The sequence below is a fragment of the Silvibacterium acidisoli genome, assembly GCA_022870745.1.
Taxonomy (GTDB): Bacteria; Acidobacteriota; Terriglobia; order Terriglobales; family Acidobacteriaceae; genus Silvibacterium.
This window is the reverse complement of sequence record CP085323.1, coordinates 4,335,929-4,351,909: the sequence shown is the minus strand read 5'-3', so window position 1 is coordinate 4,351,909 and position 15,981 is coordinate 4,335,929. Positions and strand designations below refer to the sequence as shown.

General features: G+C 59.8%; 18 protein-coding genes. 9 read left to right on the top strand and 9 right to left on the bottom strand.

The genetic code is table 11. The annotated features are described in order from the left end of the window. The first annotated feature begins 5 nt into the window (after positions 1–5). Together LJD29_RS18145 and LJD29_RS18140 are read left to right on the top strand one after the other, a co-directional pair. Positions 6–749, top strand: coding sequence for a DUF899 domain-containing protein (locus LJD29_RS18145; RefSeq protein WP_446742980.1), 744 nt, complete (start codon positions 6–8; stop codon positions 747–749). A gap of 21 nt (positions 750–770) precedes the next feature. Further along, the gene (locus LJD29_RS18140; RefSeq protein WP_446742979.1) at positions 771–1,169 is read left to right on the top strand and encodes a VOC family protein; all 399 of its coding nucleotides are present in this window, start codon (positions 771–773) and stop codon (positions 1,167–1,169) included. Positions 1,170–1,259: 90 nt separating this feature from the next. Here LJD29_RS18140 and LJD29_RS18135 read toward each other — a convergent pair whose 3' ends face one another. After that, on the bottom strand, positions 1,260–2,492 hold the full coding sequence (locus LJD29_RS18135) for a selenocysteine synthase (protein ID WP_446742978.1): 1,233 nt from the start codon (positions 2,490–2,492) through the stop codon (positions 1,260–1,262). 205 nt (positions 2,493–2,697) lie between these two features. Between LJD29_RS18135 and LJD29_RS18130 the strand changes: the two genes are divergently transcribed. Further along, positions 2,698–3,078, top strand: coding sequence for a DoxX family protein (locus LJD29_RS18130; protein ID WP_446742977.1), 381 nt, complete (start codon positions 2,698–2,700; stop codon positions 3,076–3,078). Here the strand turns inward: LJD29_RS18130 and LJD29_RS18125 are convergent. Continuing rightward, positions 3,068–4,192 (bottom strand): hypothetical protein, encoded by a 1,125-nt coding sequence (locus LJD29_RS18125; RefSeq protein WP_446742976.1) that lies wholly within the window; start codon positions 4,190–4,192, stop codon positions 3,068–3,070. The two genes, LJD29_RS18130 and LJD29_RS18125, sit on opposite strands and share 11 nt — an antisense overlap. Before the next feature lie 221 nt (positions 4,193–4,413). Beyond that, on the bottom strand, positions 4,414–5,790 hold the full coding sequence (locus LJD29_RS18120; RefSeq protein ID WP_446742975.1) for an MFS transporter: 1,377 nt from the start codon (positions 5,788–5,790) through the stop codon (positions 4,414–4,416). 134 nt (positions 5,791–5,924) lie between these two features. On the opposite strand from LJD29_RS18120, the gene LJD29_RS18115 reads away from it, so the two are divergent. Then, positions 5,925–6,182 carry an ArsR/SmtB family transcription factor gene (locus LJD29_RS18115; RefSeq protein WP_446742974.1) on the top strand — a complete coding sequence of 86 codons (258 nt, stop codon included), beginning with the start codon at positions 5,925–5,927 and terminating at the stop codon, positions 6,180–6,182. A 109-nt stretch (positions 6,183–6,291) separates the two neighbouring features. Further along, the gene (locus tag LJD29_RS18110; protein ID WP_446742973.1) at positions 6,292–7,038 is read left to right on the top strand and encodes an SDR family NAD(P)-dependent oxidoreductase; all 747 of its coding nucleotides are present in this window, start codon (positions 6,292–6,294) and stop codon (positions 7,036–7,038) included. A 54-nt stretch (positions 7,039–7,092) separates the two neighbouring features. Here the strand turns inward: LJD29_RS18110 and LJD29_RS18105 are convergent, their stop codons facing one another. Then, positions 7,093–7,605 carry a hypothetical protein gene (locus LJD29_RS18105; protein ID WP_446742972.1) on the bottom strand — a complete coding sequence of 171 codons (513 nt, stop codon included), beginning with the start codon at positions 7,603–7,605 and terminating at the stop codon, positions 7,093–7,095. A 217-nt stretch (positions 7,606–7,822) separates the two neighbouring features. Further along, positions 7,823–9,601, bottom strand: coding sequence for a MutS-related protein (locus LJD29_RS18100; RefSeq protein WP_446742971.1), 1,779 nt, complete (start codon positions 9,599–9,601; stop codon positions 7,823–7,825). A 68-nt stretch (positions 9,602–9,669) separates the two neighbouring features. Between LJD29_RS18100 and LJD29_RS18095 the strand changes: the two genes are divergently transcribed. Next, positions 9,670–10,119, top strand: coding sequence for an SET domain-containing protein (locus LJD29_RS18095; RefSeq protein WP_446742970.1), 450 nt, complete (start codon positions 9,670–9,672; stop codon positions 10,117–10,119). Here LJD29_RS18095 and LJD29_RS18090 read toward each other — a convergent pair. The 4 genes from LJD29_RS18090 to LJD29_RS18075 form a co-directional block, all read right to left on the bottom strand. Next, complete coding sequence (locus tag LJD29_RS18090) at positions 10,116–10,715, bottom strand: GNAT family N-acetyltransferase (protein ID WP_446742969.1); 600 nt, start codon at positions 10,713–10,715, stop codon at positions 10,116–10,118. The two genes, LJD29_RS18095 and LJD29_RS18090, sit on opposite strands and share 4 nt — an antisense overlap. Before the next feature lie 29 nt (positions 10,716–10,744). Beyond that, entirely contained in the window at positions 10,745–11,206 is a 462-nt protein-coding gene (locus LJD29_RS18085) for a hypothetical protein (protein WP_446742968.1), read from the bottom strand. A gap of 77 nt (positions 11,207–11,283) precedes the next feature. Further along, entirely contained in the window at positions 11,284–11,871 is a 588-nt protein-coding gene (locus LJD29_RS18080) for a hypothetical protein (RefSeq protein ID WP_446742967.1), read from the bottom strand. Continuing rightward, positions 11,852–12,379 carry an RNA polymerase sigma factor gene (locus LJD29_RS18075; protein WP_446742966.1) on the bottom strand — a complete coding sequence of 176 codons (528 nt, stop codon included), beginning with the start codon at positions 12,377–12,379 and terminating at the stop codon, positions 11,852–11,854. The genes LJD29_RS18080 and LJD29_RS18075 overlap by 20 nt, the downstream gene beginning before the upstream one ends. Positions 12,380–12,506: 127 nt before the next feature. On the opposite strand from LJD29_RS18075, the gene dnaX reads away from it, so the two are divergent. From dnaX to LJD29_RS18060, 3 genes are read left to right on the top strand one after another with little or no spacing between them, the layout of a single operon-like run. Continuing rightward, on the top strand, positions 12,507–14,639 hold the full coding sequence (gene dnaX, locus LJD29_RS18070) for a DNA polymerase III subunit gamma/tau (protein ID WP_446742965.1): 2,133 nt from the start codon (positions 12,507–12,509) through the stop codon (positions 14,637–14,639). Between the two features lie 12 nt (positions 14,640–14,651). After that, positions 14,652–14,981 carry a YbaB/EbfC family nucleoid-associated protein gene (locus LJD29_RS18065; RefSeq protein ID WP_446742964.1) on the top strand — a complete coding sequence of 110 codons (330 nt, stop codon included), beginning with the start codon at positions 14,652–14,654 and terminating at the stop codon, positions 14,979–14,981. Between the two features lie 13 nt (positions 14,982–14,994). After that, positions 14,995–15,960 (top strand): MBL fold metallo-hydrolase, encoded by a 966-nt coding sequence (locus LJD29_RS18060; protein WP_446742963.1) that lies wholly within the window; start codon positions 14,995–14,997, stop codon positions 15,958–15,960. The last annotated feature ends 21 nt before the right edge of the window (positions 15,961–15,981 follow it).

Sequence of the window (15,981 nt, the reverse complement as noted above, 5' to 3'; positions counted from 1 at the left end):
CACGCATGTTGAATCATGAGGTTGTTTCGCAGCAGGAGTGGACCGCGGCACGCAAAGCCCTGCTCGCCAGGGAGAAAGAATACACCCATCAGCGCGACGCGCTCATGAGGGAGCGCATGGCCCTGCCATGGGTGAAGATGGAGAAGCATTACGTCTTCGACACAACTGAAGGCAGAAAGACACTGGCGGAGCTCTTCGATGGACGCAGCCAGCTCATCATTTATCACTTCATGCTGGCTCCCGGATGGGAAGCCGGTTGCCCCGGCTGCTCGTTTCTCAGCGACCACATCGATGGCACGCTTCCCCACCTGAACAACCACGATGTGACGTACACTGCTGTATCGCGCGCTCCGTTAGCGGAGATCGAGAAATATAAGAAGCGGATGGGCTGGCAGTTTCCGTGGGCGTCGTCGAACGGAACGGGGTTCAACTACGACTTTCACGTCTCACATCATCCGGAGCATCTGGACTCAGGAGAAGCGGTGCGCAACTACACGGAAACCTCGGTGAGGGCGCAGCCTAAGGAAGATGGAACGGAGTCTCCGGGCATGAGCGCGTTCTACAAGGATGAAGATGGCACCGTGTATCACACCTACTCAAGCTATGACCGTGGGCTGGACGAATTGCTTGGCACAATGATGATTCTCGATCGAGCTCCGCTGGGCCGCAATGAAAAGGCCACTATGGATTTTGTGAAGCGTCATGACGAGTATGAAGCCGCGAAGAAGGTTGCGAGCTGTTGCCACTGAGTCTGATTCACCGGAGGAAACATGAAGCTGAGTACCTATCTGAGCTATGGCGGCAACTGCGAAGAGGCATTGCGATTTTATGAGAAGCACCTCGGAGCGCGTATTGACTCTTTGCGGCACTTCAAGGACATGCCTGGTGCGAAGAGCATTCCGCCCGGACAGGAGAACTACGTGATGCACGCGCACCTGGTGCTCGGCGGGGCTACCGTAATGGCAAGCGACCTGCCGCCCGAGCAATTTCAACCGATGCGAAGCGTCTATCTCACGCTGGATCTGGAGTCGGTGGAAGAGGTCGACCGTATCGCTGCGATCCTGGGCGAAGGCGCGGAGATAGTCATGCCTTTGCAGAATACGTTTTTCGCAAACCGGTTCACGATGCTTAAAGATCGGTTTGGGACATCATGGATGCTGATCAACTAAGCCCTGCCTTAGCGGCTGAATCCGCCGCTGGTAAGCAGCATGGCTTGTGTGCGCGGGCCGAAGCCCGCGCCTGCCTTTTTGTCCTCTTGGCTAAGCCTTGGTGAGCGCGGCACGGATCTTCTGCCCCACGATCTCATCCTCGCCGGGCTGGAGCATCCACACGCCTACGACCAGCGTGTTCGCGTCGGATGGAATCCCCTGGTTTGGCTTGTGACCGGTGTTGGGATTGAGTTCGATCGACGGAGTGCCGCTGCGCAGTTTGTCGACGATCTGCTTAGTGGTCATTCCGGTAACAGCAGGATCGAAGCGGATCAACAGATGCGGCACGTGGTTCGCGATGCGCGGCGTGACGGTGAGCGTGGTCACGGAAGGTATGCCCTTCATCATGCCGGCGATCAGGTCGGCACGCTTCTGGTAGTCGCCCTGCATCTGCTCTTCGGTGTGTGAGAGTACCCAGTCGATGGCGGCAACCATGCCAACGATCTGTTCCTTGGCGACCTTCATGCCGCGGCCTACGCCTTCGTTGGGATTGTTGTTCTGATAGGCGAGGTCGGTGAGCTCTTTTCTACCCAGCAACAGTCCGGCGTTCTGCGGGCCACGAATTCCCTTTCCTCCCGAGAACGACACCAGATCGAAGCCCATGCCGGTGTACTTCCAGAGATTTGAGATGGGCGGCATGTCCGCCGCCGCATCGATATGACACGGGATGCCGTGATCGTGCGCGACGCGCAGCCAATCCTCACGGCCGATCTGCGCGGTTCCGGCGATGCCGTCTTCATCTTCGGCGGCGTTGAAGAAGTTCGTCATCACGCCGTCGCCCGCATCGCAGGCCCGCTTGTAGTCGTCCATGGTAACGACTTCGGTCACGCGCGCTCCGGCTAAAAACATGGCATGGTCGTAGCCGTAGCGATGCGCCTTCTGCACGATCACCTGACGCTTCTTCATGGTGTCAGCCTTCTGCGGCAGGTCGAGCGGATCGCAGTTGTTGGCATGCTGCAGACAGGCCGCCGTCGCAAGCGTAATGGCTCCACAGGCCCCCGAGGTCACGACGGCTCCTTCGCAGCGTAAGCGCTGGGCAAGGTAGGCTCCGGACTTCTGCTGGAGATCAGCCAGCCGAACCGGATGAAGAGCTGCAACACGCACGGCCTCGACCACCTGCGGAGGCATGCAGGCCGCGGTAAGCGTGGTGTAGGTTCCGGCTGCGTTGATGATCTTTGTTACGCCCAGCTTTGCGTAGTAGTCCTCACCTGCTGTTTCGGTCGAGCCCTGGGCAGCATGCATGAGCGGAGCGGCAGACAAAGTGGCAGCGAGGGAGCTGGTCAAGCGGAAAAATTTGCGGCGGGACAAGGACGACACGGACGGCAATGACATGCAGGGGCTCCTTGATTTTGGAAGGACGGCTGATGCTATGGAATGGTACTCCTGCGTATTTGTCATCGGACATTCGTCCTAACCTCAGAGCCCGCCCGAGACAAAAGCAGTCATGGATGAGGTATCTGCAGCGAGCCTCACCAGGCATCCTAAATTTATGCGATGGCGACGGGCAGGGATCTATGCACAGGCGTTGTTCTACATGGCCGCCGGGATCAACCACTTCTGGCATCCGGCGTTCTACCTGGCTGTGATGCCGGATCATTATGCGCACCCGGCACTGATGGTGCAGTTGAGCGGCGTGGCCGAGATCGCCGGCGGACTCGGTCTACTGTTGCCGCAGACGCGCCGGACGGCAGCATTGGGCATCGCCGCCATGTTAATCGTCTTCCTCGACGTGCATCTCTACATGATCGAACACGCGATGCGCTTTTTCACGATCCCGGAGTGGGTTCTATGGGTCCGCCTGTCTCTGCAGTTCCCTCTCATTGCCTGGGCACTTGTCTACGCGCGAAAAGAGCGCCCGACTACTTACTGAATTCCTGTACTTTTTCGTGGAAGGAGAATCCGGCATCGGTATAGCCGCCACGTGCGCCGCAATCGGTTTCACGGCAGGCTCCGGTTGGGTCGCCCAGCTTTACTCCATTTTCTGTAGGGATGACTTCGAAGTAGCAGGTTTTCTCCGCAGTGACTCCCTTGGACTTGTCGACGAAGAAGCCGCCTTTGCGGTACGTCGCGACACCCTTGCGGCTGCAGGAGTGTCCGTTGAAGAAGTTGAGCTCGAGCGAGTAGCTGATGCTGTCGCCCGATAGCCGCGCGATGTTGAGCGTGTCCGTCGAGCGGTAGGCATCTCCCTGGACGTTTCCGTTGCGGAAGCTGTGTACGTAGCGTCCGTTGATGGCTTCAGACTGCTTTGCCGCTTCGGCCTCATCGCCCGGCAGCGTGACCGAGTTGAGCCAGCTCTGCTTGCGCTCGTTCCACTGATCCATGGACGCGTGAAAGGCTTTGTCGAGGCAGGCTGCGGCGTCCGTCGAATGATCGCAGGATGCGAGAAGCCTGGCCTGCTCCTCTCGCTCGTCAACACGGGGCGAGCCAAGGTCCGCTACCTCGAATGTCAGATCGCGCCACTGGTTCTGCAGGTCGGCTAATGATTTGCTTCCGCAGATGGCCGCGCGTGAGGGGGCCGGCTCCGCAAAGCAGGCGGCTTCGTCGTCTCCATAAAACTGGCTGCGCGAGCGGAAGGCGTATCGCTGCGTCAGGCTTGCGCCGGGCGTGCAGTAGTAAGAGGCGCAATCGCCTTTACCAGGTTCGGCTTCGATCGAAGGCGGTGTACCTTCACTGCGGAGCAGCGTCAGCGAGCACTTCTCTTCACCGAAGGCGATGAGGTGCGCGGTGGCCTGGGAAGCACTGGTAATGGTGAGGGTGCCATCAGCGTCACAATGCGAATTCGAAGTTCCCTGCGACAGAGCAGAGATTTTACAGGTGTTCCCGCTGCAATCGGTAATGGAGAGCGTTGCGCCCTCGGCAGGCGCAGCAGGAACGGAAGAGATCTTATGGAATTCGCCCCACTCACCCTCCCAGCTGTCCGGCTGCTGGGCGTGGGCGGAGAGGAGCGTGAGAGCGCAAATCGTGGCGAGAGCGGCGAGCTTCATCGAAGACAGTGTACGGCGTGTGCGGCACCTCGTGGGCTGAAGCCCCTGGGGAGCGAATCTTTGCATGTGCAGGCAAATGGCTAGCACTCGCCATCCTTGCCTTCGGTCGCCTGCCTGTCATCGATTTCTGTCATTCCGAACGCAGGGAGGAACCTGCTCTTTCGCCGCTGCACGCGTATGGATTCCCCTCTTTGCCCGGAATGACAGGAATTTGCACTCGCTCAAGCCGCTCTCTCGGCCGGGGTGATAGCTTCGCTCGAGAGCTCTTCGAGGCTCTTGCCCTTTGTCTCCGGGAGCAGGAACCAGGTGACGATCGCTCCCAGCAGGCTCACGATGGCCGCCGCGGATTCTGCTGCCATAAGGCCGTGCCAGTGCAAGAAGTACGGGAAGCTGAAGACACCGACGAAGCCACCCAGCTTGCCCATGGCGGACGCAATGCCGTGGCCGGTGGTACGCACGCGCACCGGGAAGATCTCAGACGGATATACGAACGTGGTCGCGTTGGGACCGAACTCGGTGAAGAAGAAGCTGATGCCGTAGATGCAGACAAAGGGCCAGACCATCTTTTCGATGTTGGGCACAAGTGCCATCACCGCAAAACTGATGGCCATCATCACGAAGCCCATTATCTGGATGGTCTTGCGGCCAAGCTTATCCATGGTCAGCGCGGCTACCGCGTAGCCCGGAGCAGCAAAGACAGCGAAGATGCCAAGCTGGGTGAGCGTCTTCTGAAGCAGGGTGTGATCGCTACCGAGCGAGGAAAGCACAGCGGGGCTCGAGACCGTATTGCCGTAGTAGGCGAAGTCCATCAGGAACCACGCAGCAGAGGCGCCCACAAGCCGGTAAAGCACCTTATTGTCGCTCACGAGACGGTGGAAGCCATCCCAGAAGGAAACGGACTGCTGGCCATTCTTGTGACCGTCGATGCTGACGACTTTGCCGGACTTGTCTTCTTCCTTGCCATGGGCGTGGAGGAAGCGCGGCGTTTCCTTAAGCTGGCGGCGCTGCCAGTAGACGGCAAGGGCGGGCACGGCTCCGAAGGCAACAAGGATGCGCCAGGTGATGTCCTGCGAGATGTGCGCGGCAAGCAGCGCCGATGCGAAGAGCGGACCGACGATGAGCCCGGCGGCCTGCATGGCAAAGACCAGTGTGACCATCAGGCCGCGGGTGTTCTTGCCGGCGTATTCGCTCATGATGGTGGCGGAGACAGGATAATCCCCGCCAATGCCCACGCCGAGAACGAAGCGCAGGGCGATGAGCCAGAGAATGTTGGGAGCGAAAGCGCAGCCGATAGCGCCAGCGGCAAGCACCAGAACCTCGACGCCGTAGATTCGTTTGCGGCCGAGCATGTCGGCAACCCGGCCAAAGAGCAACGCTCCCAGGGCCGAGGCAAGCAAGGCAGTGGACTCGACCAGGCCTTCTTCGAGCTTGGTAATCGTCCACATGTGCTTAAGCATTGCCATAACAACACCGATGATGAAAAGGTCGTAAGCATCGGTGAAGAAGCCCATGCCGGAGATGAACATGATCTTCCAGTGCGTGCCTGAAATTCCGGCATTATCCATTTCAGTGAAATCGCCTGCTTCTCTCTGCGCCATCTCGGGTGGTACCTCCTACCCTGACTGGATGCCCGGAAGTTTAAACGCCATGTAAACGGCAGGTTAATTCGGGCCGAAGGTGTAACCTTGAAAAGATGGCTGGGCCCGCCACAATTCAGTTAACGGAAAAGCAGATGGCGCAGATCGCCCGTGCTCTTTCCGAACCGCGCCGGGTTGAGATTCTTCGGCAACTGAGCCACTGTTGCGGTCAATCTTCACCGTGCAGCGCAGTGCAGGAACAGCACGACATCTCTCCCGCGACGCTTTCACACCACATGAAGGAACTGGAAACCGCCGGATTGATTGAGATTAAGCGCGAGGGCAAGTTTGCCCGCCTCGCCCTGCAGAGAGATGTCCTGCAGGCGTACCTTTCGGAACTGAACAAGATCTGACTCAAAATCACTCAGAAAAATTCTTTTGCACACTTGAATCCTTACCGGGGTCTCCTCATCTATTCGACAGTTAGGCAATCATCGAAATGATGCCGACAGGAGAATCGATATGAGCAAGCTTAGTGGCAAGGTAGCGGTGGTAACCGGAGCTTCCAAAGGCATTGGCGCGGCGATTGCGAAGGCGTTTGCGGCGGAAGGCGCATCGGTGGTGGTGAACTACTCGTCGAGCAAGGAAGGCGCGGAGAAGGTTGTCAGCGAGATCAAGGCCAAGGGCGGCAAGGCTGTTGCGATTGGCGGCAGCGTGGCGAAGGAAGCCGAAGTGGTAAAGCTCTTTGAAGAGACGAAGAAGGCTTTCGGCCCCGCGGACGTGCTGGTGAACAACGCTGGAGTTTATAGCTTCTCCCCGATCGAGTCGGTGACGGCTGAGGACTACCACGCGAAGTTCGACACCAACGTTCTGGGCCTGATCCTGGCCACCCGCGAAGCCGTGAAGCAGTTCGGCGACCGCGGCGGCAGCGTGGTCAACATCGGTTCGGTAGTTTCGCGCATCACCCCTCCCGCCTCGGTAATTTACACGGCAACCAAGGGCGCCGTGGATGCGATCACGGGCGTGCTCGCCAAAGAACTTGGACCGAAGAAGATTCGCGTAAACTCGGTGAACCCCGGCCTCGTGATCACGGAAGGAACCCATACCGCGGGCATCGTCGGCTCTGATTTTGAGAACCACGCAGTCTCGCAAACGCCACTTGGACGCGCCGGTCAGCCGGATGACATCGCACCGGTCGCGGTCTTCCTGGCTTCGGATGACGCGAAGTGGATCACCGGCGAACGGATCGAAGTTGCCGGTGGCTTTTAATTAGCCAGCTCCTGTCAACTAAAAGCCCCGGATAAAACCGGGGCTTCTTTTTAGCTAAATTTCTGTAACAGTCACTGTGATCTGCGGAGCGGGAGACTCGTCTTTCCCGGGAACCGCGACTCCCTGGTGCAGCGACATGCGACGCATAGGCTCCGTAATTACGGTGGGCGTGTTGAGTTTCACGTCGATCAGCTTGTTAAAGACCAGGTTGCTGTGAATCGGCTCTCCCGAAACCAGGCGAGCCTGCGAGGTAGAGTCGGCCGAAAAAGCAACTCGAGCGCTGAGCCCGGTTGAAGATTCCTGTACATCCGTGCATTGAAGCGTCTCCTGCGCTGCGCTGTCCGGTTTCTCGGTAAGCATGGATGACATCGAGGTCTGCGCCATGCCGCGCCGTTCGCTGCTTACCGGCACATCGAGCGTCAGGGTTTGCGGCGATTCCGATTCTGCAGCATTCGATACGACGAAGACCATGCGGTAGTGCTTCGGCTGGAGCGGCGTGGAGGTTTGTGCGTAGGCAGCTGCGGTTGCTGCTGCGCAGAGGAAGAGTGCGGCTCCGATCTTTGCCATGAGGCTCTCCTTCGATTGCAATGGAAGGACGTGCGGGCTACGGAATATGCTCGTTTTTTAAGTTTGCCAGTAGGAACCGGGTTGTCATTCCTGGCGTGGTGGGGAACCTGCACTTCCGCTCCCTGAAGCATCGAGACCCCTCTCTGCGTTCGGGATGACAATTCGAGCAGCTTCTTCTCCTGTGGGCTGCAGCCATCGTTTGCAGGGCAGCACGTTCTTACACGTCAATCCCGATCGATCGCATTAACTCCAGCGCGTTGGTTGTCTGCACGACACCGGGCGTGAGCCGGTAGTCGAAGTGCAGCTGGCCATCTTTGAAGGTGTCTCCGAAGTGGTAGTTCGCGGCGCTGCCGTTCATCTCTTCGGCGATGCGGGTGAGGGCGAGATCGTGCGTGGTAACCAACCCAATGGCTCCGCGGCTAATGAGACTGCGCAGTAGCGATGCGGTGGCGACACGGCGGTCGTGTGAGTTGGTCCCCGACAGCAGCTCGTCGAGCAGGAAGAGGACAGGCACGGCTTCGTGGCTGAGATCGTCGATCTTTTTGAGGCGCATGATCTCCGCGTAGAAGCGCGACAGGCCGCCCTGCAGCGAATCGAGGATGCAGATGGAGGCGGTCACGCTGAGGGGTGAAAGCTCCATGCGGCGTGCGGCCACGGAAGCGCCTGCCATGGCGAGCACTACGTTTACACCGATTCCGCGCATGAAGGTGCTCTTCCCTGCCATGTTGGGTCCACTGATGAGCAGCATCTGCAGGCGGGCGTCGAGGCGCAGGTCATTGGCTACGGCTTTCTCGCGCGGCAGCAGCGGATGCGTGAAGGATTCGATCTCGAGGCGCGGGCCTTCGGGTGCGAAGGTGGCGAAGACATACCCAGGGTTCTCAAAGGCGAAGGTGGACAGCGAAGAGAGTGCTTCGAACTCGCCGATGACGAGCAACCAGTCACGTACCGAAGCTCCGTAGCGCGTGCGCCAGTTTTCGATGGCGCCGATCCACTGGGGCGCCCAGAAGACGAACGGCGCAATGATCTTGACGAACCAGTTGTCGTTCGATTCCAGCCAGTCGACTCGCTTTTCGAGGACTGCCAGCGCCCGTGAGGGACAGCAGCCAGCGGCAGAGAGGCGCTGCTGCAAAGATCTCAGTTTTTCGCTCGTGAAGGACTGCTGTTCCAGCAGCTTGAAGATCGCAGCCAGCAGGCCGAGTTCGGACGTCGCCTCTTCCATGGGAGCGAGAGAATGTGCAACCTGGGTGCGATAGCGGTAATTGAAGGCGAGATTGATGAAGCTCATTGCCAGCGCGGCTGCGCCCCAGTCCTTCAGCCACCATGCGATCAGCGACAGCAGCCACACCACGGTGAGCGCTGGCGCGATCACGCGGGCAAACATCGGATTGAAACGCTCGTTGCTTTCCGCCCACGCGGCGAAGCTCTGCGAGTGTCCGCTATGCGTGAGGTCTTCGCCGGCGATGACCAGCTTTTCGCGAAAGTCCAGCATTGGGGCAAGCTCGGTGATGGCCTGCTGGCGGGCTTCGGCTTCCTGCGCCGACGCGGGATGGAGCAGCCATGCCGCGAGTGTCTCTTCTCCGGAGCGGGTTCGCGCTGAGCAAAGAAGCTCAAAGAGTCCGCCCGCGCCAAAGAGATCGAGGTCGCGTGCATAGGGGTGCTCCGGATCGAGAAAGCGGTCGCCGGCGGATCCGGTACCGGCCCACTGGCCGTTGACCCGGGCCAGACCGCGCGCATAGAAGCGGCTGACACGCTCCTGGAGACGCTTCTTCCGGAGTAGCTTTTCGTGCAGGAAGAAGATCACGATGAAGGCAATCAGCAAGATGAGACAGAGATACAGATGAGCACGATCGTAGCGGACAAGCCAGACTGCGGCCGCAAACTGGATGACGCACGCGATGATCTTTGCAATGACATAGCGTCGGTCGCCCAGTTGCAGGCGTACGGTTTCTGCTTCGAGGGAGGCGAGTCGTTGCTGGTACTCTGCGCGTGGCTCCACGCGTTTATTTTCGCAGAAGAGGCGGCGCATGGAGCAATGCAACTTGCTATACTCAGCGCAATCACGCCATGTCTTTAATCATTCGCTCCTCGCAGATTCATGCGGCTGGGTGCTACACCACCTCGGCCATCAAGAAAGGCACCCGCATCGTGGAATACACGGGGCCGCGCATCTCCAAGGAAGCTGCGGACCTGAAGTACCAGGACTCGCCCACAACCTATCTGTTTGGTGTCGGAGATGGTGAGAAGGTCATCGACGGCCATGGGCTGGCGATGTTCGTGAATCATTCCTGTGACCCGAACGCGGAGACGCGGGAAATTCGCAACAAGGTGTGGGTGATAGCGATTCGCGACATTGCAGCGGGTGAAGAGCTTACCTATGACTACAACCTTTACGATGGCGATGAAGACGGCGCGTTCTGCAACTGCGGTGCCGGAAGCTGCCGCAAATCGATGTACTCGCCGGACGAAATCAGGCGCCGCGCCCGCAAGGCTAAGAAAGCAGCAAAATCCGCTTAGTGGCTGAAGGGACCTGAAGTGTCCCTTCGCAACTCATATCCCGCGTCGCATTTTTCCATTCGAACGATCTCGAGCGCTTCGCCGTTCGGCAGCGGAGTCGTGAACCGGCTGGTTTCGATGTAGCCGTATTTCCTGTAGAGCGGCACGCCGGTCAGCGTGGCTCCCATTTCAAAGCGATGGAATCCGGCGGCACGCGCCGCGTTTTCGCAGTGCTCGAGCAGCCGGGTACCGATTCCCTTCCTCGCCCAGTCCGGATGTACATAGAAGGCGCGAATCTTGGCGAAGTCTTTGGCCGGATCGAGGAACCCGCTGTCGCGGTCGGAGATGCCATCGCCTCCGCACAGGGTTTTGCGGCGGCTCCATCCGCCGGCCGCGATGAGCGGCGTGCCGGCCGCCGCGCCAGGCAACTCCACGACATACCACGTGCCGTCGTCGAGGAGCTGGCTGTCCACGCCGAGCGTGCCTTGCAACGCGCCTTCGATCTGGGCCTGGGAATAGTCGCCGGGCTGCAGTGCGCGTACGGATTCGTCGATCAATGTTCTCAGGCGCACGATGTCATCGGTTGTGGCGGCGCGAAAGCGGACTTCCTCTTGCATGGGAAGATCTTATCGCGCCTTGGCTGGCATTACTCGACGCGCGTCGCTGTCAGCTCGATCCGCATCGTGCCTTTGTCGCTGAGATTGTCCGAGGAAAAGATCACTGTCGGCTTATCCAATGGGACCTTTACTTCAGAACGCCATGTATTTTGCCGAAGCAAAGGTGCGCTTCCATCGGTGGGAGACCCGGTGGGTACACTGCTGAGCTGCAAATCCACCTGGATATCCATCTTCCCATTCACTTCCAGAGGATTGCGAAAATCTACATTGACCCCGGAATCGATGTATTGGACATCCCCTTTGTCGGAGGTCCGAACAGGGACGCGTGTACCTGCGCGAATCGCGATTGGGCCCGTGTCGTGGGTACCGGTATTCGTAATGTAAGTCCGGCTATTAATGACCTTTCCGGAAGAGTCGACTTCCAGCAAGCGAAGAGTCAGCCGGTAAAAGCTCTGACTGGCGCGCTGGGTTGCCTGATCGTTCTGAGCCATTCCCTGGCACGAGGCGCTCGCACACAAGAGGGAGATAAGGCAGATTCGCACTAGAGTTTGCATTCGGACTTCCTTTCTCATTGGGGGACTACGGGTGAAATTCTTAGAGCGGCTGTCTGTATTTCAGGAGTTTCAATGGGCGGCGTCTTCAGCGGCCTTGGTGCTCCGAATTGCAATTGCCGCACTTCTTGCGCCGTTACGTGGGAGCGCGAGGTGAAGGCGATCATCGTCCGCTCTTCGGACGACAAAGCGGATGGAACTGGAAACTGATCCAACCTCGGAGCAGCCTGCCTTGGCTCGCCGCCCTGCTTGCGGACCAAGCTGGCTTGCCGGCGTCGCACAGGAGTCGCAGGCGTCTCATGCGGGGCGTAGTGGAACTCAGGTGGCGCTGATCGGGTCTCACTCGCGACCGTTGTGACCGGTACCGGCGAAACTGAACGCGTGTGCAGCAGCAACACAGCCGCCAGTGCACAAGCGAATGCCAGCCCTCCCGCAAACTCCAGGAAGCGAATCCTTCGTCTACGACTGCGCCAGTCGCCGATGCGGCGCATGGTTCCGGCGGTGATGCGGCGCGGGCTGTCTTCATCGCGTGAGGCGGCGTACTCTTCGAGAGCCGGGTCGATCCACTGGTCCCACTTGTCGAGTTCAGGATCTCTGCCGGACATGTCCCTTTGCCTCCATCGTGGTCAGTTTTTCGCGCAGCAGCTCGCGAGCTCGCATCAGGCGGGTTCTTACCGTTCCTTCGGGAATCGCCATGGCTGCCGCGATCTGCTTCGAGTTCATCTCTTCAATCGCCGAGAGCGCCAGTGGCTGCCGAAGCTGCTCGGGCAGCCGGTCGACCAGTTCCTGCACTAGTGTCCGCATGTTTCCGTCGATGGCCGCCTGCTCCGGGCTGGGCGAGGTGGCGAGGAATTCCGTCATATCCGCCTCATCTTCCGCAGGCTGGCGCTGACGGAGGCGATCCACTGCGATCCGCCATGCGCTGCGCGCCAGAAATGCCTTTTCGTCATCGAGATCACGCCATCCCCCTTTGCGATAGAGCCGGAAAAACATCTCCTGTGCAGCGTCCTCCGCGTCATGACTGTTGCGCAGGACGGCGTAGGCGACGCGGAAAACGAAGCGCGAATGCCGCTCGACGAAAGCCGTAAATTCATCGTCATCCGCCCTCTGCAATTCCACTCCTTGCCCGCCCTGCAGTTATCCGCTAAGACGGACGGTGCTGCCGGGGTGTTCAACTATTTTTTCCGCAGCTGGAGGCCGTGCAGGGAGGGGCCGTTAACCGATACAATCAACCTTTCTGATGGCTTACCAGGTTTTAGCTCGCAAGTATCGTCCGCAGCGGTTTTCTGACGTTGCCGGGCAGGATCACGTCACCCGCACGCTGCTGAATGCGCTTTCGCTCGGCCGCATTGCACATGGATACATCTTTTCCGGCCATCGCGGCATTGGAAAAACCACCATCGCCCGCATCCTGGCCCAGGCTTTGAACTGCCGGACGGCGATCGGCTCGCCGGAGCGTCCCACGCCCGAGCCCTGCGGCGTCTGCGAGTCCTGCACGGAGATCAAGGCCGGGAACGCCGTCGACGTGATCGAGATTGACGCCGCCACCAATCGCGGTATCGACGAAATTCGCGAACTGCGCGATGCGGCCCGTTACCGCCCGGCGCGGGATAAGTACAAGATCTACATCCTCGACGAGGCGCACCAGATCACCGATGCCGCCTTTAACGCCCTGCTCAAGACGCTCGAGGAACCGCCGGAGCATGTTGTCTTCATGATGGCAACGACGCAGCCGGAGGATTTTCCGCAGACCATTCGCTCGCGCTGCCAGCACTTCAGTTTTCATGCGGTGAAGTTCGACGACATCCTGGCGCAGCTGCGCGGAATAGCCACCACCGAAGGCATTGCCGCTGACAATGACGCGCTTGCGCTGCTGGCCGAGGCCGGCGACGGATCCATGAGAGACGCTTTGTCGATCATGGACCAGGCCATTGCGTCGGCTCCGATGGAGAATGGGCTGGCGAAGCTCGATGCCGCGCAGATTCGCGAGCTGATGGGTACGGTTCCAAACGCTGTTTTTGAGCGGCTGATGGAGTCCATTAGCGCCGGACAGTCGGCGGCGGTGATTGAGGAGCTGAACCGGCTGCTGAATGCGGGAAACAGTCCGTCGCAGCTGGCGCGGCAGTTTGTCCGCTACCTGAGAAACGTGCTGATGGCGCGGCTGGCGGGTGAGAACTCGGAGCTGCTGCAGATCTCCCCGGATGAGAGGGCGCGTGCCTATCGTTCGGCCGTGCTTTTCTCCGAAGAAGATCTCACGCGCTTCTTGCAGGTGATGCTGCGGACCTTTGACGAGCTGAACTATCGCCAGGAACAGCGTTTCCACCTGGAACTGGGCCTGATCAAGCTGGTTCACCTGCAGCGGCTGCTGCCGGTGGAGGAGTTGCTGAGCAAGCTGCCTGCCGGGTCTTTGGGTACGGGTGGCGGTACACGGTCGCAGGGTTCTGGCGGCGCTCCGTCACGGCCTGCTATGGCCCCGGCGCGTCCTGCTTCTGCTCCGCAAAGAGTCGACGCTGCTCCGCCGAGAGTCGAAGCTGCTTCGCAGAGACCAGCAGAATCCGCGCGTCCGGCCGAGCCCGCCAAACCTGCTTTTTCGCCGTTTGAGGCAGACCGGCAGCGCAAGACCGAGCGGATGGCCGTCGAACCGATCGCCGAAGCAAAGACGGAGACGAAGCCGGTCGTGGCCGAAACTTCGCGTCCGATTGCGATCGCGGAGAGTGTCGAGCCTCGTCCCACCCAGTTCATGGAATCGCCTTTTGGCGGTGAGTCGGTTCCCACAATCTCTGCAGTAGCAGTCGAAGAACCGCCCGCCCGCGAAGCAGCGAAGGCTCCAGCGGTGGGCGTGATCGAGCCCGTGTTTGAGGAGACAGTGGGTGCCCTGGCGCTCGCTCCCGAAGCCATCCTTGCCGCGACCGTCGTCGAAGAGGAGGAGGCAACATCGGAAGAGCAAGAGGCAGCCGCCGTTCCCCCGCCTGCGCCGGGAGGCATCGATCTGGACGCGGTTCGGGACGCTGTCTGCCAGGCTTTTGACGCCAAGGGGCACCAGACGGCCTCGGTTCTGCTGAATAACGGCGAATGGTCGCAAAAAGGCGACACCATCGAGGCTACAGTCAACATCAAAAAGAAGATGCTCGAGCTGACCTTCAACGCCGAGGCGGAGAAGATCGGGCGCGAAACGCTGCGGTCGCTGGGCATCAGCGCGAAGCTGATATTTCTCCCAGGTGAAGGCCTGGCGCAGGCTGGGTCGCGGCCGGCGAAGGCTGCTCCGCAGGGTAGCGTACAGGCGCTGGCGATGGATAATCCGCTGGTCAAGCAGGCGCAGGAACTGTTCAAAGCCGAGGTGCGCAGTGTGCTCGATCTGCGCGGCAAGAATTAAGAGGATGACGGAATGAACCCTTTCAAGTTGCAGGAAATGCTCGGACAGGCCAAGCAGATGCAGGAACAGATGCAGCAAAAGCTTAGCCAGACGGTGATCGAGGCGAGCTCCGGTGGCGGCGTTGTAACGGTAAAGATGAATGGCAAAAAGGACGTTCTGAAGGTGACGATCGATCCGGCGGCTGTTTCTGCCCTGAGCAGCGGCTCGCAGGCGGATGTGGAGATGCTGGAAGACCTCATCACCGCCGCCCTGAACGAGGCCGGCCGGAGGGCCGAGGATCTGCTCAAGTCGAACATGCAGGGCATGCTGGGCGGAATGAATCTGCCGGAAGGTTTACTCTAATACGTTGACCTCGATGAGCACACGACGGGCGTTCCTGAAGACTTCGGCCATAGCTGCCACCTCTGCTACCTTCCTGCCGCGAGTGTCGTGGGCCCTGGAACAGGCAGCTCCGCCCGCGACTCCCGCACCTCCGAACATCTATCAGCAGCTGATGGCGGCCGGCCCGAATACTCCCGTGAAGAGCACCAAGTTGACGGACACCGTCTACCTGCTGCAGGGCGTGGGCGGCAACATGGTGGTGCAGCGTGGGCCGGATGGCCTGCTCCTTATCGACTCCAGCGTAGCGACGGCCGCGGACATGGTGAAGGCGGCTCTCGCCAAGTTCAGCTCGAAGCCCCTGAAGCTGCTCATTAACACGCACTGGCACTTTGACCACACCAGCGGCAACGCCGCCATGCACGATGCCGGTGCTTTCATCGTGGCGCAGCAGAATACCCGGGTGCGCCTTTCCGCGCCGCAGCACATCCGCGTCACCAACCTCGACTTCCCTGCTTCGCCGACCAGTGCGCTGCCGCAACAGACCTTTGGCGACCGCGAGCAGCTTTTCTACAACAACGACGAGCTTGACCTGGTTCATACCCCGGACGCTCACACGGATTCTGACATCTTCATTCATTTCGTCAACGCCAACGTGGTTCACACCGGCGACCTGTGGTTCAACGCGATGTATCCGGTGATCGACGACAGCACCGGCGGTACGATCAACGGCATGATTCGCGGTGTCGACCAGGTGCTGTCGATCGCGGACGATCGCACGAAGATCGTTCCGGGACACGGTGACCTGGGCGACAAAGCGGCGCTGCAACGCTACCGCGACATGCTGGCAACCGTGGCCAATCGCGTGGAGAAGCTGAAGATCGGCGGCCAGTCCCTGCAGCAGGTAGTCTCCGCCAAGCCGACGAGCGATCTTGATGCGACTTGGGCCAAGGGCATGATCCAGCCGGATGTGTTTGTCACGCTCGTCTACAACACGCTCTAAGATTCCTGGGGTCCCCACTTG